This window comes from Delftia sp. NA_296.1, from assembly GCF_052692095.1.
In genome coordinates, this window is the sequence record NZ_JBQZGF010000010.1 from 53,140 (window position 1) to 72,209 (window position 19,070).

Sequence of the window (19,070 nt, forward strand, 5' to 3'; positions counted from 1 at the left end):
TCAGTGCGATGCGGGACTGAACATATCGACACGGTCGGTGATGACGCCGTCCGTGCCCAGGTCGATCAGGCGCTGCGCGGCCCATTCATCGTTGACCGTATAGCTGCTGCAGCGCAGGCCCGCGCCATGCACCTTGGCGACCAGAGCCGCATCCCACAGCGCATGGTTGAGCACCATGGCCGCGCAGCCCAGGTCCAGCGCGGTGCGCAGGTCGGCGTCGCCCGTGGCATCGGCCAGCTTGTCCACCAGCAGGCCCCGCGGAATGTGCGGTGCCGTGTCGCGTGCGCCCTTGAGCGCATCGGTCTTGAACGAGGTGAACAGCGGCTGGATGCAGTCCCTGGGCCAGATGCGGTTCATCAGCTCGCCCGTGGCGCGGCCCGTGGCCTCTTCCTGGCCGGGCGTGGGCTTGATCTCCACGTTCAGGAAGAAGTGGTTGGCCAGGCACCAGCGGGCCAGGGCTTCCAGCGTGGGCAGGGCCTCGCCCGCAAAGGCGCGCGAGTGCCAGCTGCCGGCGTCCAGCTGGGCGATTTCGCCCATGGACAGGTCGCCACCCGTGCCGTGGCCGTTGGTGGTCCGCTCCAGCGTGGCGTCGTGCATCAGGAACAGCACGCCGTCGGCAGACAGCTTGGCATCGCACTCGAACATGCGATAGCCGTGCGCGGCGCCCAGGCGGAAGGCGGCCATGGTGTTCTCGGGCGCCAGCTTGCCGGCGCCGCGGTGGGCCACCCACAGGGGGTAGGGCCAGGATTTCAGGTTCTCGGTCATGGCGAGTCCGTCAAAGGAAGGGAGCTTGGATGGAAAAAGAGAGCCTCTGGGGCTCTCTTGGAAAAGGTCGGAGATCCGGCCTTCAGGGGATCAGATCCGCTTTCCGGATTCTGCGTCGAACCAGTGCAGGCGACGCTCTTCGGAAGGACGCACGCGCATGGTCTCGCCGGACTTGGGGAAGGGCGCGCCTTCGTCGATGCGCACCGTCATCGTCTCGCCATTGAGCGAACCATAGACCAGGCGCTCGGCACCCAGCATTTCCACGGTGTCCACCTTGATTTCCCAGCCGCCTTCGCTGACGACGACCAGGTGCTCGGGGCGGATGCCCAGGATGCGGCCGGCCGTGCCGCCGGGCGCGTTCTTGAGCAGGTTCATCGGGGGCGAGCCGATGAAGCTGGCCACGAAGGTGGAGGCGGGCGTGTGGTAGACCTCTTCGGGCGTGCCGAACTGCTCCATCACACCGCCGTTCATGACGATCATGCGCTGGGCCAGGGTCATGGCCTCGACCTGGTCGTGGGTCACGAACAGGCTGGTGATGCCCAGCTCGGCGTGCAGCTTCTGGATCTCGATGCGGGTCTGGCCGCGCAGCTTGGCGTCCAGGTTGGACAGCGGCTCGTCGAACAGAAAGACCTTGGGCTGGCGCACGATGGCGCGGCCCATGGCCACGCGCTGGCGCTGGCCGCCCGACAGCTGGCGCGGCTTGCGGTCCAGCAGGTGCGACAGCTCCAGGATCTTGGCGGCCTTGTCCACGCGGCGCTTGATCTCCTCGGGCGGCACCTTGGCGATCTTCAGGCCGTAGGCCATGTTCTCGTAGTTCGACATATGCGGGTACAGCGCATAGTTCTGGAACACCATGGCGATGTCGCGCTTGGCCGGTTCCACGTCGTTGACCACCTTGTCGCCGATCAGCAGCTGGCCGTCGGAGATCTCCTCCAGGCCCGCCACCATGCGCAGCAGGGTGGACTTGCCGCAGCCCGAAGGGCCGACGATGACGACGAACTCGCCGTCCTTGATTTCGGCGTTGACGCCGTGCAGTACCTGGTTGGCCGACGGGCCCTGGCCGTAGCGCTTGATCAGGTTGCGAAAGGAAATGGATGCCATACGAAGATTCTGGTTGAGTCGCAGAGCGAAGGGCGCTGGCGCTTGCTCTGCGGGGTTCTATACGGTGGGTTGGGGCGGCGGCGGGCGGTTTACTTTTCGGTGTCCACCAGGCCCTTGACGAACCAGCGCTGCATCAGGATCACCACGGCGGCGGGCGGCAGCATGGCCAGCAGGGCCGTCGCCATCACCACGTTCCAGTCGTTGCCGGTATCGCCGCTGGCCACCATGCGCTTGATGCCGATGACCACGGGGTACATATCTTCCGAGGTGGTCACGAGCAGCGGCCACAGGTACTGGTTCCAGCCGTAGATGAACTGGATCACGAACAGCGCCGCGATCGAGGTCTTGGACAGCGGCACCAGCACATCCTTGAAAAAGCGCATGGGGCCTGCGCCGTCGATGCGGGCGGCTTCCACCAGCTCGTCCGGCACCGTCAGGAAGAACTGGCGGAACAGGAAGGTGGCCGTGGCCGAGGCGATCAGCGGAATCGTCAGGCCGGCGTAGCTGTTGAGCATGCCCAGCGTGGAGACGACTTCGTAGGTGGGGCCGATGCGCACTTCCACGGGCAGCATCAGGGTCACGAAGATCAGCCAGAAGCAGATCTTCTTGAACGGGAAGCGGAAGTACACCAGCGCGAAGGCCGACAGCAGCGAGATCGCGATCTTGCCCACGGTGATCACCATGGCCGAGACGAAGCTGATCCACATCATGCGTGCCACGGGCGCGCTGGAGCCGGGGCCCGAGCCGCCGAACAGCGCGGCCTTGTAGGTTTCCCAGAAGTTGCTGCCGGGCACCAGGGGCATGGGCACCTGGATGATGTCCTGCGGCGTGTGCGTGGAGGCCACGAAGGCGAGGTACAGCGGAAAGCCGACGATGATCACGCCCAGCACCATGATCAGGTGCGAGAAAAAGGAGAGAAGGGGACTGCGTTCAACCATGATCAGTACTGCACTTTCTTCTCAACATAGCGGAACTGGATCACGGTCAGTGCAACCACGATCACCATCAGAACGACCGACTGCGCGGCCGAGCCGCTCATGTCCATGGCCTTGAAGCCGTCGTGATAGACCTTGTAGACCAGGATGGAGGTGTCCTGTCCCGGACCGCCCTGGGTCGTGGCGTCCACGATGCCGAAGGTGTCGAAGAAGGCATAGACCACGTTCATCACCAGCAGGAAGAACGTGGTGGGCGACAGCAGCGGGAACTGGATGTCCCAGAAGCGGCGCATGGGGCCTGCGCCGTCGATGGCGGCGGCCTCGATCAGCGACTTGGGGATGGACTGCAGGCCCGCAAGGAAGAACAGGAAGTTGTAGGAAATCTGCTTCCAGATCGCGGCGATGACGATCAGCGTCATGGCGTTGCCGGAGTTCAGCAGGTGGTTCCAGTCATAGCCGATCATGCGCAGCGCATAGGCCACGACGCCGATGGACGGCGAGAACATGAACACCCACAGCACACCCGCCACGGCGGGCGCAACGGCATAGGGCAGCAGCAAGGCGGTCTTGTAGGCAAGCGCGCCCTTGATCACGCGGTCCGCAAAAATGGCCAGCATCAGCGACAGCGCAATGCCGAACACCGCCACCAGCACGGAAAAGATGGCCGTGGTCTTGAACGAGGCCAGGTAGGCAGGGTCATCCAGCAGGTGCTGGAAGTTGGCAAACCCCACCCATTCGGTGGAGAAGCCAAACGTATCCTGCGCCTGGAACGACTGCACGATGGCCTGGCCTGCAGGCCAGAAAAAGAAGACCAGCACGATGACCATCTGTGGTGCTATCAGCAACCACGGCAGCCAGGCGGATCGAAAAAGAACGCGTTTTTCCATGACGGAACTCGGTAGAACAAAACAGCCCGCAAACCGGATGGCCGTGGGGCCGCCGGTTGCGGGCCTGTGATGCACGGTGCGGGCTGCCTGCGCAGCGGCCACACCGCAAATCACATGGGAGGATTACTTGTTGGCCCGGGCGAAGCGGCCCAGTTGCTCGTTGCCACGGGTGACAGCGGTGTCCAGGGCTTGCTGGGGAGTCTTCTTGCCAGTCCAGATCTGTTCGGTTTCCTCATCGATGATGGTGCGGATCTGAACGAAGTTGCCCAGGCGGATGCCGCGCGACTTGTCGGTGGTCTTGCGGATCATCTGCGTCACGGCGGTGTCGGTGCCGGGATGCTTTTCGTAGAAGCCCGAAGCCTCGGTCAGCTTGTACGCAGCGGTGGTCACGGGCAGGTAGCCGGTGCGCTGGTGGCTGGCGGACTGGATCTTGGTGTTGTTCAGGAAGTTGAAGAAGTCAGCCACGCCCTTGTAGCGTTCGGCGCTCTTGCCGGCCATCACCCACAGGGAGGCACCGCCGATGGCCGTGTTCTGGGGCGCGCCCTTCACATCGGCGTAGTAGGGCAGTTGCGACTGGCCGAAGGCGAACTTGCCTTCCTTGACCACGCGGGCATACAGGCCGGAGGAGCCGGTGATCATCGCGCACTCGCCGGAAGCGAAGGCGGCGTCAGGCACGTTGCCGCGGCCCTTGTAGACGAAGCTGCCATCCTTGGCAGCCTTGGCCAGGTTCTCGAAGTGCTTGACGTGCAGCGGCGAGTTGAACACCAGCTTGGCATCGGTGCCGTCAAAGCCGTTGTTCTTGGTCGCGTACAGGGTGTTGTGCCACAGCGAGAAGCTCTCCAGCTGGGTCCAGCTCATCCAGCTCGTGGTCAGTGCGCAGCGGTGGCCCGAGGCCTTGAGCTTTTCGGCGGCGGCGAACACTTCGGGCCAGGTCTTGGGCGGCTTGTTCTCGTCCAGGCCTGCCTTCTTGAAGGCGTCCTTGTTGTAGTAGAAGATGGTGGTCGAGCTGTTGAGCGGGTAGCTCATCATCTGGCCGTTGGGGGCGGTGTAGTAGCCGGCCACGGCGGAGATGTACTCGCCCTGGTCGAACTTGAAGCCGCCGTCGTTCATGACCTTGGTGACGGGCACCACGGCGCCCTTGGAGGCCATCATGGTGGCCGTGCCCACTTCGAAGACCTGCAGGATGTCAGGCGCGTTGCCGGCGCGGAACGCGGCGATGGCGGCCGTCATCGACTCGTCATACTGGCCCTTGTACGTCGGCACGATCTTGTACTGGGTCTGGCTGGCGTTGTACTCCTTGGCCAGGTCGTTCACCCAGTCGCCCAGGGCTGCGCTCATCGAGTGCCACCACTGGATTTCGGTTTGGGCTTGTGCCGAGATGGTGGTGGCCGCGATCGCGGCTGCCATGGCCAGTTGCTTCAGTTGCATGAGGACTCCTCTAGTTCGGTGACGGTTTCAGACCGCTGCCACGGTAAGGCAGGGGCATGACATGTCTGTGTCATTGTTTTCGGATGCTTCGTACCGCACTACAGGCCAAACCCGGTGAGCCGCTGGTCCCGTATGTCAGTCGTGTGACAAAAAATGACACGCGAAGCGGCGCTATTTTAGGTCAATACCATTTCGTTTCAAAAGCCGGGTTGTTCGTATTGGCTCGTTTGTGCTCTTTCTGTATAAGGCACCTTCACCGGGCTCCGCAAGATCCCGCCACGTTGGCGAGGGCTGGCTTCGCGGGCCGAGACGGCGCGCCGTCCAGAGCCCCGTGGGAAGCGCATCCCCGGGGCGCTCGCTTAAAATTGCGCTCCCACTTGGCTTAGCGGCGCCCCGAGAGCGCCAGACACGGTCTACCCCATGAATGTACCGATTGCGTTGGCAGCCCTGCAGGCACAGGCTGCCGAACCTGCACGTCTGCGAGAGATTCCCTACAACTACACCTCGTTTTCCGATCGCGAGATCGTGATCCGCCTGCTGGGCACGTCCATGTGGGATGTGCTCAACCAGCTGCGCCAGGAGCGGCGCACGGGCCGCTCCGCCCGCATGCTCTACGAGGTGCTGGGGGACATCTGGGTCGTTCAGCGCAATCCCTACCTGCAGGACGACCTGCTGCACAGTCCCGACCGCCGCAAGTCGCTGGTGGAGGCCCTGGAGCACCGTCTGGGCGAGATCGACAAGCGCCGTGCTCCGCAGCAGGACCCCGTGCGCGATGCGCTGGTGGGTCAACTGGTGGATGCAGCGCGCCGCGCCGTGCATGAGTTCAACGCCACCTTCGTCGAGGCCGAGCAACTGCGCCGCCGCGTGCAGAAAAGCCTGGGCCGCCACACGGCCAAGGACAACATCAAGTTCGACGGCCTGTCGCGCGTGGCCCATGTGACGGACGCCACCGACTGGCGCGTCGAATACCCATTCGTGGTGCTCACGCCTGATACCGAAGCCGAGATGGCCGCCCTGGTGCGTGCCTGTATCGAGCTGCGCCTGACCATCATTCCGCGCGGCGGCGGCACGGGCTACACGGGCGGCGCGATCCCGCTGACCTGGCGCAGCGTGGTGATCAACACCGAAAAGCTCGAAGCCATGACCGAGGTGGAGATGCGCCGCATTCCCGGCGTGGACCACGAGGTGCCCACCATCTTTACCGAAGCCGGCGTGGTCACGCAGCGCGTGGCCGATGCGGCCGAGCGCGCGGGCTTCGTCTTCGCCGTGGACCCCACATCGGCCGAGGCCTCGTGCATCGGCGGCAACGTCGCCATGAATGCGGGCGGCAAGAAGGCCGTGCTCTGGGGCACGGCGCTGGACAACCTGGTGTCTTGGCGCATGGTCACGCCCGATGCACAGTGGCTGGAAGTCACGCGCGTGGGCCACAACCTCGGCAAGATCCATGACGCCGAGATGGCCAGCTTCGAGCTGCAGTACTTCGAGGCAGACGGCAAGACCCCCATCCGCAGCGAGCGCCTGGACATTCCCGGCCAGAAATTCCGCAAGGAAGGCCTGGGCAAGGACGTGACCGACAAGTTCCTGTCGGGCCTGCCCGGCATCCAGAAGGAAGGCTGCGACGGCCTGATCACCAGCGCGCGCTGGGTGGTGCACCGCATGCCCGAGCACACGCGCACGGTCTGCATGGAGTTCTTCGGCAACGCCAAGGACGCCGTGCCCAGCATTGTCGAGATCAAGGACTTCATGTTCGCCGAGCAAAAGCGCTCGGGCGTGCTGCTGGCCGGCCTGGAGCACCTGGACGACCGCTACCTGAAGGCCGTGGGCTACGCCACCAAGAGCAAGAAGGGCAACGGCCATCTGCCCAAGATGGTGCTGCTGGGCGACATTGCCGGCGACAACGCCGACGATGTGGCCCGCGTGGCCGCCGAGGTGGTGCGCATTGCCAACTCGCGCAACGGCGAAGGCTTCACGGCCGTCAGCGCCGAGGCGCGCAAGAAATTCTGGCTGGACCGCAAGCGCACGGCCGCCATCTCGCGCCACACCAACGCCTTCAAGATCAATGAAGACGTGGTGATCCCGCTGCCCCGCATGTGGGAGTACACGGACGGCATCGAGCGCATCAACATCGAACTGTCGCTGCGCAACAAGCTCAAGCTGTGCGATGCGCTGACGGACTTCTTCCAGCACGGCGACCTGCCGCTGGGCAAGCAGGACGATGCGGGCGACATCCCCTCGGCCGAGCTGCTGGAGGACCGCGTGCAGCAGGCCCTGGCCCTGGTGGCCGACGTGCGCACGCTGTGGCAGGGCTGGCTGGACGATGTCGAGAACCTCTTCCCGCAGCTGCAGGACCACACGCTGCGCGCCAGCTGGAAGACCCAGCTGAAGGCGCCCATGGCCCAGATCTTCGCGGGCGCGGCCTTCCAGCCGCTGCTGGCCGAGGTCAACGCCATCCACCAGCGCGTGCTCAAGGGCCGTGTCTGGGTGGCGCTGCACATGCACGCCGGCGACGGCAACGTGCACACCAACATTCCGGTCAACAGCGACGACTACGAGATGCTGCAGACCGCCCATGAGGCCGTGGCACGCATCATGGTGCTGGCGCGCCATCTGGACGGCGTGATCTCGGGCGAGCACGGCATCGGCATCACCAAGCTGGAGTTCCTCAGCGACGACGAGCTGGCGCCCTTTGCCGCCTACAAGCAGCGCGTGGACCCCGAAGGCCGCTTCAACAAGGGCAAGCTGATCCGCAACGAGAAGCTGCAGGCTGTGGTGGGCCAGAGCCATGACGGCCGCTCGCCGCGCGAATCGCTGATGTTCGCCGACCTGACCAACGCCTACACGCCCAGCTTCGGCCTGATGGGGCACGAGTCGCTGATCATGCAGCAGAGCGACATCGGCGCCATCGCCGACTCGGTCAAGGACTGCCTGCGCTGCGGCAAGTGCAAGCCCGTGTGCGCCACCCACGTGCCGCGCGCCAACCTGCTGTACAGCCCGCGCAACAAGATCCTGGCGACCTCGCTGCTGGTCGAGGCCTTCCTCTACGAGGAGCAGACGCGCCGCGGCGTGTCGCTGCGCCACTGGCAGGAGTTCGAGGACGTGTCGGACCACTGCACGGTCTGCCACAAGTGCTTCAACCCCTGCCCGGTGAAGATCGACTTCGGCGACGTGACCATGAACATGCGCAACCTGCTGCGCAAGATGGACAAGAAGAGCTTCAGGCCCGGCAACAAGCTGGCCATGGCCATGCTCAACGCCACCAATCCGGACACCATCAAGTTCATGCGCTCGGCCATGGTCGGCGTGGGCTTCAAGGCGCAGCGCCTGGCCTCCGACGTGCTGCACAGCCTGGCCAGGAAGCAGACCCAGCGTCCGCCGGCCTCGGTGGGGCGCGCGCCGCTCAAGGAGCAGGTGATCCACTTCGTCAACAAGAAGCTGCCGGGCGGCCTGCCCAACAAGACGGCGCGCGCCCTGCTGGACATTGAGGACAAGGACTACGTGCCCATCATCCGCAGCCCGCAGACCACGAGCGCGGACACCGAGGCGGTGTTCTACTTCCCCGGCTGCGGCTCCGAGCGCCTGTTCAGCCAGGTGGGCCTGGCCACCCAGGCCATGCTCTGGCATGCCGGCGTGCAGACCGTGCTGCCACCCGGCTACCTGTGCTGCGGCTATCCCCAGCGCGGCAGCGGCCAGTTCGACAAGGCCGAGAAGATGATCACGGACAACCGTGTGCTCTTCCACCGCGTCGCCACCACGCTCAACTACCTGGACATCAAGACCGTGGTGGTCAGCTGCGGCACCTGCTACGACCAGTTGCAGGGCTACGAGTTCGGCAAGATCTTCCCGGGCAGCCGCATCATCGACATCCACGAGTACCTGCTGGAAAAGGGCGTGACGCTGCAGGGCAAGGAGGGCTACCTCTACCACGACCCCTGCCACTCGCCCATGAAGCTGCAGGACCCGATGAAGACCGTCAAGGCGCTGGTCGGCGACGGCGTGGTCAAGAGCGAGCGCTGCTGCGGCGAATCGGGCACGCTGGGCGTCACGCGCCCCGACATCTCCACGCAGATCCGCTTCCGCAAGGAAGAGGAACTCAAGAAGGGCGAGGCCGCGCTGCGCGCCAGCGGCGCCCTGGCCGAGAAGGACAACGTGAAGATCCTCACCAGCTGCCCCAGCTGCCTGCAGGGCCTGTCGCGCTACGGTGGCGATATGAACAACGGCCTGCTGGAAGCCGACTACATCGTGGTCGAGATGGCGCGCCAGATCCTGGGCGAGAACTGGATGGCCGAGTACGTGCAGCGCGCCAACGCCGGCGGCATCGAACGGGTGCTGGTCTGATGGCTGCTCCCGCTTCCTGCCCCCTGTGCGCCACAGAAGGAGGCGTACCCGTCTGGCGCGGCCAGCGCCTGCGAGTGATCCGCGCGCAGGAAGAAGGCTTTCCGGCCTTCTACCGCGTGGTCTGGAATGCGCATGCGGCCGAGTTCTCCGACCTGGACGCCGCCGACCGCCAGCACTGCATGGATGCCGTGGTCGTGGTCGAGCGCGTCTTGCGTGAGCGCCTTGCTCCGGCCAAGATCAACCTGGCGGCGCTGGGCAACATGGTGCCGCACCTGCACTGGCATGTGATTGCGCGCTTTGACTGGGACAGCCATTTCCCGGGCGCGGTCTGGGCTCCGGCCCAGCGCCCGCGCAATGGCGAGCGCGAGGCCGAGGTGGCAGCGCACTTGCCAGCCATAGACACGGCGCTGGTCCAGGCACTCGATGCCTGGCAGCAGCACCCCGCCACTGAATGAGGAGCACCGCATGGCCGGCCTGACCCCTGACACCCCAACCCCCGAAGCCCTGACCGTGCACGGCGCATCGCGCGTGCTGGAAGTCGCCTACTCCGACGGCGCAAGCTTTCGCATCCCCTTCGAGCTGCTGCGCGTGTACTCGCCCTCGGCCGAAGTCCAGGGCCACGGCCCGGGCCAGGAAGTGCTGCAGACGGGCAAGCGCGAGGTGTCCATCACGGCCATCGAGCCCGTGGGCAACTACGCCATCAAGCCCTTCTTCAGCGACGGGCATGAAAGCGGCCTGTACACCTGGGAATACCTCTACGAACTGGGCCGCCGCCAGGACGAGTTCTGGGCGCAGTACCTGGACCGGCTGCAGGAGTCCGGCATGGACCGCGACACGCCCATGCCCGGCAAGGCCAGCGGCGGCGGACACGGCTGCGGCAGCCACTGACGCCGCGCACGGGTGCGCGCTGTATGGCGCCGTTCCCCTCGCACCACATTCCGGACCTCTGTACGGCACAGGGTTATTGGGGGTGGTGCTATATTTAAAATAGCTTGAAAGTCTTTGTTTGAAGGCGTTTCAAGCTGTTTGTTCTTGATAACCCTTGCCCGGCAAAGCCCGTGGCCACACGGGGTTGTCGCTGTACGCATTACTACTGCTTGCTTAGCATCGTTGTTATGAGCACCACACATTTCGGATTCCAGTCGGTGGACGAGCGCGAGAAGGCCAGCCGCGTGCGCGGCGTGTTCGACTCGGTCGCTTCGCGCTACGACGTCATGAACGACCTGATGTCGGGTGGTCTGCACCGTGCCTGGAAGGCCTATACGGTGATGGTGGCCAACCTCAAGGAAGGCGACAAGGCGCTGGACATCGCGGGTGGCACGGGCGATCTGGCCCTGGCCTTCGCCAAGAAGGTCGGCTCCACCGGCCAGGTGGTGCACACCGATATCAACGAAGCCATGCTGCGCGTGGGCCGCGACCGCCTGATCAACAAGGGCGTCATCCTGCCCACCATGGTCTGCGATGCCGAGGCCCTGCCGTTTCCCGACAACCATTTCGATCTGGTCAGCGTGGCCTTCGGCCTGCGCAACATGACCCACAAGGATGCGGCACTCAAGGAAATGAACCGTGTCCTGCGCCCCGGCGGCAAGCTGCTGGTGCTGGAGTTCTCCAAGGTGGCCAAGCCCCTGGAGAAGGCCTACGACTGGTACTCCTTCAAGATTCTTCCGGCCATGGGCAAGCTCGTGGCGGGCGATGACGCCAGCTACCGCTATCTGGCCGAGTCCATCCGCATGCACCCCGGCCAGGAGGATCTCAAGCGCCTGATGCAGGAATGCGGCTTCGGCCATGTGGACTATCACAACATGACGGGCGGCATTGCGGCCCTGCATGTGGGAATCAAGTGCTGAGCGCGTGAGGCGTTCGGTGAGGTGACGGCAACACGATTATTCGAGGAGATGACATGAAAAAGCTATGGTCTATGGTCTTGGTCGCGATGCTGGTGGTGGTCCACGGCACGGCCGACGCCAAGCGCATGGGCGGTGGCGGATCGGTGGGCAAGCAGTCGAGCAATGTGACGCAGCGTGAAGCTACGCGCGCGCCGGCGCAGAACACGCCGCCGCAGAACGCCGCCACACAGAACGCTGCGGGCAAGCCTGCCACGCCGCCTGCGGCCGCTCCGGCCAAGAAGCCCTGGGGCGCCATGCTCGGCGGCCTGGCCGCCGGCCTGGGCCTGGCCTGGCTGGCCCACTCGCTGGGCCTGGGCGCCGCCTTCGGCCAGTTCCTGCTGATCGCCCTGCTGGCCCTGGTCATCATGGTCGTGGTGGGCATGGTCATGCGCTCGCGCCGTGCAGCGGCCGGCGCGCAGCAGGCATCGTCCAGCCCCTTCGCCTTCCAGAACGCGGCCCCTGCGGGCGCGGGCAACATGGGTGGCAACGTGGACAGCGCACCGCTGGCACGCCAGTACAACCCCGAGAAGGTTGGCAACGACGCCTCGGCCCGTCCCTGGGAGCAGAACCACCAGCCGGCCGCCCTGGCCTCGGGTTCCGGCGTGCAGATCGGCTCTGCCCTGGCAGGCTCGCAGAACTGGGGTGTGCCTGAAGGCTTCGATACCGAAGGCTTCCTGACGGCTGCCAAGCGCAACTTCGTCACGCTGCAATCGGCATGGGACCGCTCGGACATCGCTTCGCTGCGCGCCATGATGACCGACGAGATGCTGACCGAGATCCGTGGCCAGCTCAGCGAGCGCGAGGTGCAGCGCCCTGGCCAGCCCAACCAGACCGACGTGGTCATGATCGATGCCCAGTTGCTGGGCATCGAGGATCTGGGCAATGACTACATGGCCAGCGTGGAATTCTCCGGAATGATCCGCGAGGACGCCTCGGCAGGTCCCACGCCCTTCCGCGAGGTCTGGAACATGACCAAGCCCAAGAGCGGCAGCAGCGGCTGGCTGGTCGCTGGCGTCCAGGCACTGCAGTAAGTAATTTGCAGAGGACCGGCGCAAGCCAGGGATGCGACAGGGGGTCACGCCATGGGCTGGCCACTTGTCTCGACCGGATTTGCGTCGGCCGCATCCTCTCACTTCGGGAATAATCGGGGACTATGGCAACACAGTCCCCTTTTTCTTTTCTGAACGGTCTCATGGAACGCGTGATGGCCGGTCCGCAACCGCCGCAATGGCTGGTCAGCGAGGTGCATCAGCGCCTCGTGCTGTTCCTCAACCATGTGCTGATGCAGGAGAAAGAGGCGATGGAGCGCCTCGTGCGGCAAAAGGGCCGCGTGGCGCGCGTGCAGTGGCGCGGCTACTCCATGGCCCTGCAGATCACGCCCGCCGGCCTGTTCAACGTGGCTCCCGAAGGCGCGCAGCCCGACCTGCTGCTTGAAGTCACCGAGACCTCCCCGCTGGCCCTGGCCCAGGTGGCCCTGCGCGGCGACAAGCCCTCCATCCGCATCGAGGGCGACGTGCAACTGGCCGCCGACATCAACTGGCTGGTGGACCACGTCGAATGGGACGTGGAGGAAGACCTGGCCCGCATCATCGGCGATGCGCCCGCGCACACCGTGGCCAAGGTCGCGCGCAGCGCCGCCCAGGCGCTGCGCCAGTTCGTGGGGGCCCGCATGGCCGGCAAGCCCGATGCCGATGCCCCCGCCCCCGAGGCCGCACGTGCGGCAGCGCCCGCCAGCGCGCCCGTTGGTTCCCCCGTGGTATCCCTGCCCGGTTTCGAGAACGACAAGCCATGAGCCGGTTTCTTCGCGGGCTGACCATCCTCTGGGTGGTGTTCCGCTACGGACTCGACGAACTGGTGCTGTCGAGCTTCGAGCATCCCTGGATGCGCCGCGCACGCGCGGTGCTCACGCTCGGCCGGCGGCTGGACAAGCCGCGCGGCCAGCGCCTGCGCGAGGCCCTGGAGGAGCTGGGGCCCATCTTCGTGAAGTTCGGCCAGGTGCTGTCCACGCGCAGCGACCTGATGCCGCCCGACGTGGCCGAGGAGCTGGCCCGGTTGCAGGACCGCGTGCCCCCCTTCGATTCGCAGATTGCGGTGGACACCATCGAGCGCGCCTTCCGCAAGAAGCTGGACCAGATCTTCGTGAGCTTCGAGCGCGAGCCGGTGGCCAGTGCCTCCATCGCCCAGGTGCACTTTGCCGTGATCAGCGACCGCAACGGCGTGCAGCGCGACGTGGCCGTCAAGGTGCTGCGTCCGGGCATGAAGACCGTGATCGACAAGGACCTGGCGCTGATGCACATGATGGCGCGCTGGGTCGAGCGCCTGTCGGCCGACGGCAAGCGCCTCAAGCCCCGCCAGGTCGTGGCCGAGTTCGACAACTACCTGCACGATGAGCTGGACCTGATCCGCGAAGCTTCCAATGCCGCGCAGCTGCGCCGCAACATGGAAGGGCTGGACCTGGTGCTGATCCCCGAGGTGTACTGGGATTTCTGCCGCAACGACGTGATGGTCATGCAGCGCATGACCGGCGTGCCCATCAGCCAGGTCGAGCGCCTGCGCGAAGCCGGCGTGGACATCCCCAAGCTGGCACGCGACGGCGTGACCATCTTCTTCACCCAGGTCTTTCGCGATGGCTTCTTTCACGCCGACATGCATCCGGGCAACATCATGGTCAGCCTGGAGCCCGAGACCTTCGGGCGCTATATCTCGCTGGACTTCGGCATCGTCGGCACGCTGACCGAGTACGACAAGGAATACCTGGCGCAGAACTTCACGGCGTTCTTCCGCCGTGACTACAAGCGCGTGGCCGAGCTGCACATCGAAAGCGGCTGGGTGCCGCCGAGCACGCGCGTGGACGAGCTGGAGGCCGCCATCCGTGCCGTCTGCGAGCCGTACTTCGACCGTCCGCTGGCCGAGATTTCGCTGGGCATGGTGCTGATGCGCCTGTTCCAGACCTCGCGCCGCTTTCAAGTCGAGATCCAGCCGCAACTGGTGCTGCTGCAAAAGACGCTGCTCAACATCGAAGGCCTGGGGCGCCAGCTGGACCCCAACCTGGACCTGTGGAGCACGGCCAAGCCCTTCCTCGAAAAATGGATGCTGGACCAGATGGGCCCGCAACGGCTGTGGCGCGAGCTGCTGGCCGAGGCGCCGCGCTATGCCAAGCTCATTCCCGAGCTGCCGCGCCTGATCCATCGCCGGCTCACGCGCAACTCCGGCGAGCACGACGAACTGCTCAAGGAGCTGCTGCAGCAGCAAAAGCTCACCAACCGCCTGTTGCAGGCCATCGTCAGCGCCGGCATCGGCTTTGTCATCGCGCTGATCCTGCTGCAACTGGTGGTGCGGCTGCGCTGGTACTGAGAACACTGACGGGTTTCCGGACCTCTCCCTTTTCCCACTTTGAAACAGGAGTGCCAGCGTGCTGCTCTCTATGGTGATCGCCTACCTGTTCGTGACCATCGCCATCGGCCTGTGGGCGGCCAGGCGGGTCAAGAACACGGCCGACTTCGCAATTGCCGGGCGCCATCTGCCCATGTACATGATCATCACCACCACGTTTGCCACGTGGTTCGGCTCGGAGATCGTGCTCGGCGTGCCCGCCAAGTTCATCGAGGGCGGCCTGCGCGGCGTGGTCGAAGACCCGTTCGGCGCGGGCATGTGCCTGATCCTGGTGGGCCTGTTCTTCGCGGGCAAGCTCTACCGCATGACGCTGCTGACCATCAGCGACTACTACCGCCACCGCTATGGCCGGTCCATCGAGATCGTCTGCTCGCTGATCATCATGCTCAGCTACCTGGGCTGGGTCTCGGCCCAGGTCACGGCCCTGGGCCTGGTGTTCAACCTGCTGTCGGGCGGCACGGTCAGCATTTCCATGGGCATGGCCATCGGTGTGGTGTCCATCCTGGCCTATACGCTGTTCGGCGGCATGTGGTCGGTGGCGGTGACGGACTTCCTGCAGATGATCATCCTGGTCGTCGGCCTGGTGGTGCTGGCCTGGTTTGCCAGCGACATGGCTGGCGGTGCCGGCAAGGTCATCGACCTGGCCGTGAGCCGCGATCTGTTCCAGTTCTGGCCCGAGCCCAGCTGGCATGAAATCCTCTTCTTCTTTGGCGCGGCCATCACCATGATGCTGGGCTCCATTCCCCAGCAGGACGTGTTCCAGCGCGTGATGTCGGCCCACAGCGAGAAGGCCGCCACGCGCGGCACCGTCATCGGTGGCTCGGCCTATATCTGCTTCGCCTTCGTGCCCATGTTCCTCGTGGCCAGCGCGCTGATCATCATGCCCGGCGAGACGGCGGAGCTGCTCAAGCAGGACCCGCAGAAGGTGCTGCCCACCCTGGTCATGGACAAGATGCCCTTCGTCATGCAGGTGCTGTTCTTCGGCGCGCTGCTGTCGGCCATCAAGTCCTGTGCCTCGGCCACGCTGCTGGCGCCCAGCGTGACCTTCACCGAGAACATCTGGCGCCAGTTCCGCACCCAGGCCAGCGACCGGGAAATGCTGCTGGCCATGCGCATCAGCGTGCTCGTCTTCAGCATCTGCGTGCTGGCCTACTCGATCAAGATGGAAGGAACGCCCATCTATGAGCTGGTCTCCAGCGCCTACCAGGTGCCGCTGGTCGGCGCCTTCGTGCCCCTGGTCTTCGGGCTGTACTGGAAGCGCGCCACCACGCAGGGCGCCATTTGCGCCGTGGCACTGGGCATTGGCGTGTGGGTGGTCTTCATGGCCACGCCGGCTTTGCACGAGGCATTTCCGCAGCAATTGGCGGGACTGCTGGCGGCTGTGACGGGGATGTTGGCCGGGTCACTGGCACCGCAGTGGCTGGCCAATCGCAGCGCAGACATTCTTGAATTCAGCCCCGAAAGGTAAGCGCCGTCACACCATCATTTGCAAAAACAATTGATGACAATCATCAATAGTTATTAACTATATAGTCGGCGGCTGGGATTGTGGAGGTCCCGGAATGCTGACTTGGGTGGTGTGAAGCACAGGTCGTGACAGTACGGCGGACCTCCGAATAGCAAACGCTTGGGAGGAAGCACCGTCATGAAAACACTCAAACTGATTGCGAGGGCTCGCCGGCTGAAGCTGCGGCCTGTTGCCGGCGTCCGGTTCCGATGGAGTTGGCTTGGCGGCGCCTTGCTTGTGCCAGCCCTGTGCGGCCAGGTGGCAATGGCTGCGCCGAGAATCCCAGTCGCGCCGGTCATTGTCTGGAGCGAGGATTTCGAAAACCCGCAGACACCCCCCATCACCACGGAGGGGCGGGACCTGCTGCTCTACAAAGGCGCGGCCCCTGCGGGGCAGATGTATACCGCCGACCCGCTGTACCGGATGAGTGCCAACCAGTGCAATGGCATAGTCACCTCATTCAACCAGAATCCGGATTCTGCGGCCATGATTGCGGCGTGCGCTGTCCAAGGCAACTGGAACAGCCTGCAGCAGATGGCCGAGGTCGTCGGGCGCTATCAGGGCCAGAGTGCGGCGGCTGCACGCAACAATCACGTCATGGCAATGCTTACAGCGAATGGGACCTTTCCTGCTGGCGCAATTGCCTTTCGTACCGCCACCAATATTGCACAAAGTGCCAGCAGCAGATTCCTCACGGCCCGTACCGATGTGGTGGCGACCTTCTGCTCGTCGGGATTTGCAGCCCCGCTGCTGCGTTTTTCTCTGATCAATGACGCTGGTACGGAACTGCCCATCTCCACGACCGCGATCAATCCATGCGTGGGTGGACAGTCATTCAATACAACACCTATCGGTATTTCCGGCTCCCAGACCGCTGTGGCCCAGACAGTGACTTCTCCGGGAGCACTGCTCTTCAGCGGGGCCTCTGTCGGGTTTGTTCTGCACAACGACCAGACCAGCTCCATGGGCAACGATTCGTCGATCGACAACGCGCAGATCATCGACGTGACGCCGCAACTGGACAAGGCCTTCTCGCCTGCCAGCATCCACCTCGGCCAGGTCTCCCGGCTGACTATGACCATCACCAATACGAACGATCTGCTGCGCAAGCAAGGCTGGTCGTTTACCGACAACCTGCCTGCAGGACTGGTCGTCGAGGGCAATGCCAGCACCACCTGCCCCGGCACGACCGTGCAGGCTGCAGCAGGCGGCAGCACCGTGACCGTGTCCAACGGAGACCTGGCCCAGGGCGCCGCCTTCTGCGAGGTGAGCCTCGACGTGCGCCCGACCGCGACAGGCAGCTTCACCAACGGTTCTTCCAACCTCAGTCTTATTGGCCTGAACCAGCCGGCCACACTGGCTGTGCTGGCGGTTGCGCCAGCGGCCGACATGCAGGCCGCCAGCGTTGATCTTCCGCCGTCCATGACGGTGGGAGCACCGGTATCCGGCAGCTTCAGCTGCACCAACGCGGGACCCAGCACTGCGGCGGCAGCCTCGTGCGCCATTTCAGGTCTGCCGGCAGGCGCTTCCGTATCCTGCACTCCCGCTGTTCCTACAGGATCGCCGCTGGCCGCAGGCGACAGCATCGCCTGCACGGTAGGCTTCACGCCTGCTGTCACGGGCGCCATCACGGCACTGGTGACGGCCGGCAGTGCAACGACAGATCTGGTTCCAAGCAACAATGCGATGTCCTTCCCCTACAACCCAGGGGAGTCGGCGGACATGAGGGCCACGGAGCTGACCCTGCCGGCCTCCATGGCGGTGGGCACGCCGGCATCCGGCAGCTTCAGCTGCACCAACGCGGGGCCCAGCCCTGCGGCGGCAGCCTCGTGCGCCATTTCAGGCCTGCCGGCAGGCGCGTCCGTGTCCTGCACTCCCGCTGTACCTACAGGATCGCCGCTGGCCTCGGGCGCCCGCATCGACTGCACGGTGGGCTTCACGCCCACAGCGGGCGGGGCATTCACGGCCCTGGTCTCCGCCAGCAGTGGCACGCCGGACCCGGTGCCTGCCAACAACACCATCTTGCGCCCCTACAGCCCCGGGGAGCGTGCCGACATGCAGGCCAGCGCCATCTCGCTTCCCCTGACCATGACGGTGGGTGCGCCGGTATCCGGCAGTTTCAGCTGCACCAATGCCGGCCCCAGTGCGGCCACGGCGGCTTCGTGCGTGATCTCCGGCCTGCCCGCCGGGGCGACCACGTCCTGCACGCCCAGCGTGCCCACGGCCTCGCCATTGGCATCGGGCGGCAGCATCGCCTGCACAGTGCAGTTCACGCCCACCACAACGGGCACCATCGCGGCCTTGGTGACGGCGAGCAGCAGCACGGTGGATCCGGTGCCGGCCAACAACACCAAGGCCCACCCCTTCAACCCCGTGGAGCGGGCCGACATGCAGGCCACCAGCGTCACGCTGCCGGCCACCGCCAACGTGGGTGTTCCCGTGAAGGGATCGTTCGTCTGCACGAATGCCGGCCCCAATGCGGCGGCCTTTGCCAATTGCTCCATCGCAGGGCTGCCGGCAGGTGCCAGCACCTCATGCACGCCTGCGGTGCCGACTGGCGCGCCGCTGGCCTCGGGTGCCCGCATTTCCTGCACGGTGAGCTTCACGCCCACCACGCAGGGCAGCCTGACAGCCACGGTGACGGCGGTCAGTGGAACCACGGACCCGGAGCCGGCCAACAATTCGCGTGACCAGGAGTTGGTGGTTGCTGCCGCATTGACGCCGGAGCCGGTCCCCGCCACCGGGGTGCCTGCCCTGGTGCTGATGGGCCTTGCCGTCATGCTGGCCGGTATGGGGATGCAGCGGCGCCGGGCACGGCGCTGAACATGGACGC

The 19,070-nt window shown here is 65.1% G+C and carries 14 protein-coding genes; 9 read left to right on the forward strand and 5 right to left on the reverse strand.

Annotated features, from left to right (window positions below; genetic code table 11):
• The 5 genes from ugpQ to ugpB all read right to left on the reverse strand — a co-directional run bounded on the left by ugpQ (position 1) and on the right by ugpB (position 5,116).
• Positions 1-765: a glycerophosphodiester phosphodiesterase gene (gene ugpQ, locus ACUTR7_RS22690; RefSeq protein ID WP_207442147.1), complete on the reverse strand. Its 765-nt coding sequence runs from the start codon at positions 763-765 to the stop codon at positions 1-3.
• Between the two features lie 90 nt (positions 766-855).
• Positions 856-1,866: a sn-glycerol-3-phosphate ABC transporter ATP-binding protein UgpC gene (ugpC, locus tag ACUTR7_RS22695; RefSeq protein ID WP_034396898.1), complete on the reverse strand. Its 1,011-nt coding sequence runs from the start codon at positions 1,864-1,866 to the stop codon at positions 856-858.
• 89 nt (positions 1,867-1,955) lie between these two features.
• A complete protein-coding gene (gene ugpE / locus ACUTR7_RS22700) occupies positions 1,956-2,804 on the reverse strand; it encodes a sn-glycerol-3-phosphate ABC transporter permease UgpE (RefSeq protein ID WP_012207265.1) in 849 nt (282 codons plus the stop codon).
• 2 nt (positions 2,805-2,806) lie between these two features.
• Positions 2,807-3,688, reverse strand: coding sequence for a sn-glycerol-3-phosphate ABC transporter permease UgpA (gene ugpA, locus ACUTR7_RS22705; protein WP_012207264.1), 882 nt, complete (start codon positions 3,686-3,688; stop codon positions 2,807-2,809).
• Positions 3,689-3,811: 123 nt separating this feature from the next.
• On the reverse strand, positions 3,812-5,116 hold the full coding sequence (gene ugpB, locus ACUTR7_RS22710; RefSeq protein ID WP_097201471.1) for a sn-glycerol-3-phosphate ABC transporter substrate-binding protein UgpB: 1,305 nt from the start codon (positions 5,114-5,116) through the stop codon (positions 3,812-3,814).
• Between the two features lie 420 nt (positions 5,117-5,536).
• On the opposite strand from ugpB, the gene ACUTR7_RS22715 reads away from it, so the two are divergent.
• From ACUTR7_RS22715 to ACUTR7_RS22755, 9 genes are all read left to right on the forward strand, one after another.
• Positions 5,537-9,451 (forward strand): DUF3683 domain-containing protein, encoded by a 3,915-nt coding sequence (locus ACUTR7_RS22715; protein ID WP_013800835.1) that lies wholly within the window; start codon positions 5,537-5,539, stop codon positions 9,449-9,451.
• Positions 9,451-9,906: an HIT family protein gene (locus tag ACUTR7_RS22720; RefSeq protein ID WP_319072743.1), complete on the forward strand. Its 456-nt coding sequence runs from the start codon at positions 9,451-9,453 to the stop codon at positions 9,904-9,906. The genes ACUTR7_RS22715 and ACUTR7_RS22720 overlap by 1 nt, the downstream gene beginning before the upstream one ends.
• Positions 9,907-9,916: 10 nt before the next feature.
• Positions 9,917-10,339 carry a gamma-butyrobetaine hydroxylase-like domain-containing protein gene (locus tag ACUTR7_RS22725; protein WP_013800837.1) on the forward strand — a complete coding sequence of 141 codons (423 nt, stop codon included), beginning with the start codon at positions 9,917-9,919 and terminating at the stop codon, positions 10,337-10,339.
• Positions 10,340-10,566: 227 nt separating this feature from the next.
• Positions 10,567-11,298: a bifunctional demethylmenaquinone methyltransferase/2-methoxy-6-polyprenyl-1,4-benzoquinol methylase UbiE gene (gene ubiE / locus ACUTR7_RS22730; RefSeq protein ID WP_012207259.1), complete on the forward strand. Its 732-nt coding sequence runs from the start codon at positions 10,567-10,569 to the stop codon at positions 11,296-11,298.
• Between the two features lie 53 nt (positions 11,299-11,351).
• The gene (locus ACUTR7_RS22735; protein WP_012207258.1) at positions 11,352-12,368 is read left to right on the forward strand and encodes a Tim44 domain-containing protein; all 1,017 of its coding nucleotides are present in this window, start codon (positions 11,352-11,354) and stop codon (positions 12,366-12,368) included.
• A gap of 122 nt (positions 12,369-12,490) precedes the next feature.
• Positions 12,491-13,129, forward strand: coding sequence for a ubiquinone biosynthesis accessory factor UbiJ (locus tag ACUTR7_RS22740; protein ID WP_065345757.1), 639 nt, complete (start codon positions 12,491-12,493; stop codon positions 13,127-13,129).
• Positions 13,126-14,691 carry a ubiquinone biosynthesis regulatory protein kinase UbiB gene (gene ubiB, locus ACUTR7_RS22745; protein ID WP_013800840.1) on the forward strand — a complete coding sequence of 522 codons (1,566 nt, stop codon included), beginning with the start codon at positions 13,126-13,128 and terminating at the stop codon, positions 14,689-14,691. The genes ACUTR7_RS22740 and ubiB overlap by 4 nt, the downstream gene beginning before the upstream one ends.
• Positions 14,692-14,749: 58 nt before the next feature.
• A complete protein-coding gene (locus ACUTR7_RS22750; protein ID WP_445609882.1) occupies positions 14,750-16,198 on the forward strand; it encodes a sodium:solute symporter family protein in 1,449 nt (482 codons plus the stop codon).
• Between the two features lie 177 nt (positions 16,199-16,375).
• The gene (locus tag ACUTR7_RS22755) at positions 16,376-19,060 is read left to right on the forward strand and encodes a DUF7933 domain-containing protein (protein ID WP_445609951.1); all 2,685 of its coding nucleotides are present in this window, start codon (positions 16,376-16,378) and stop codon (positions 19,058-19,060) included.
• Positions 19,061-19,070 lie beyond the last annotated feature (10 nt).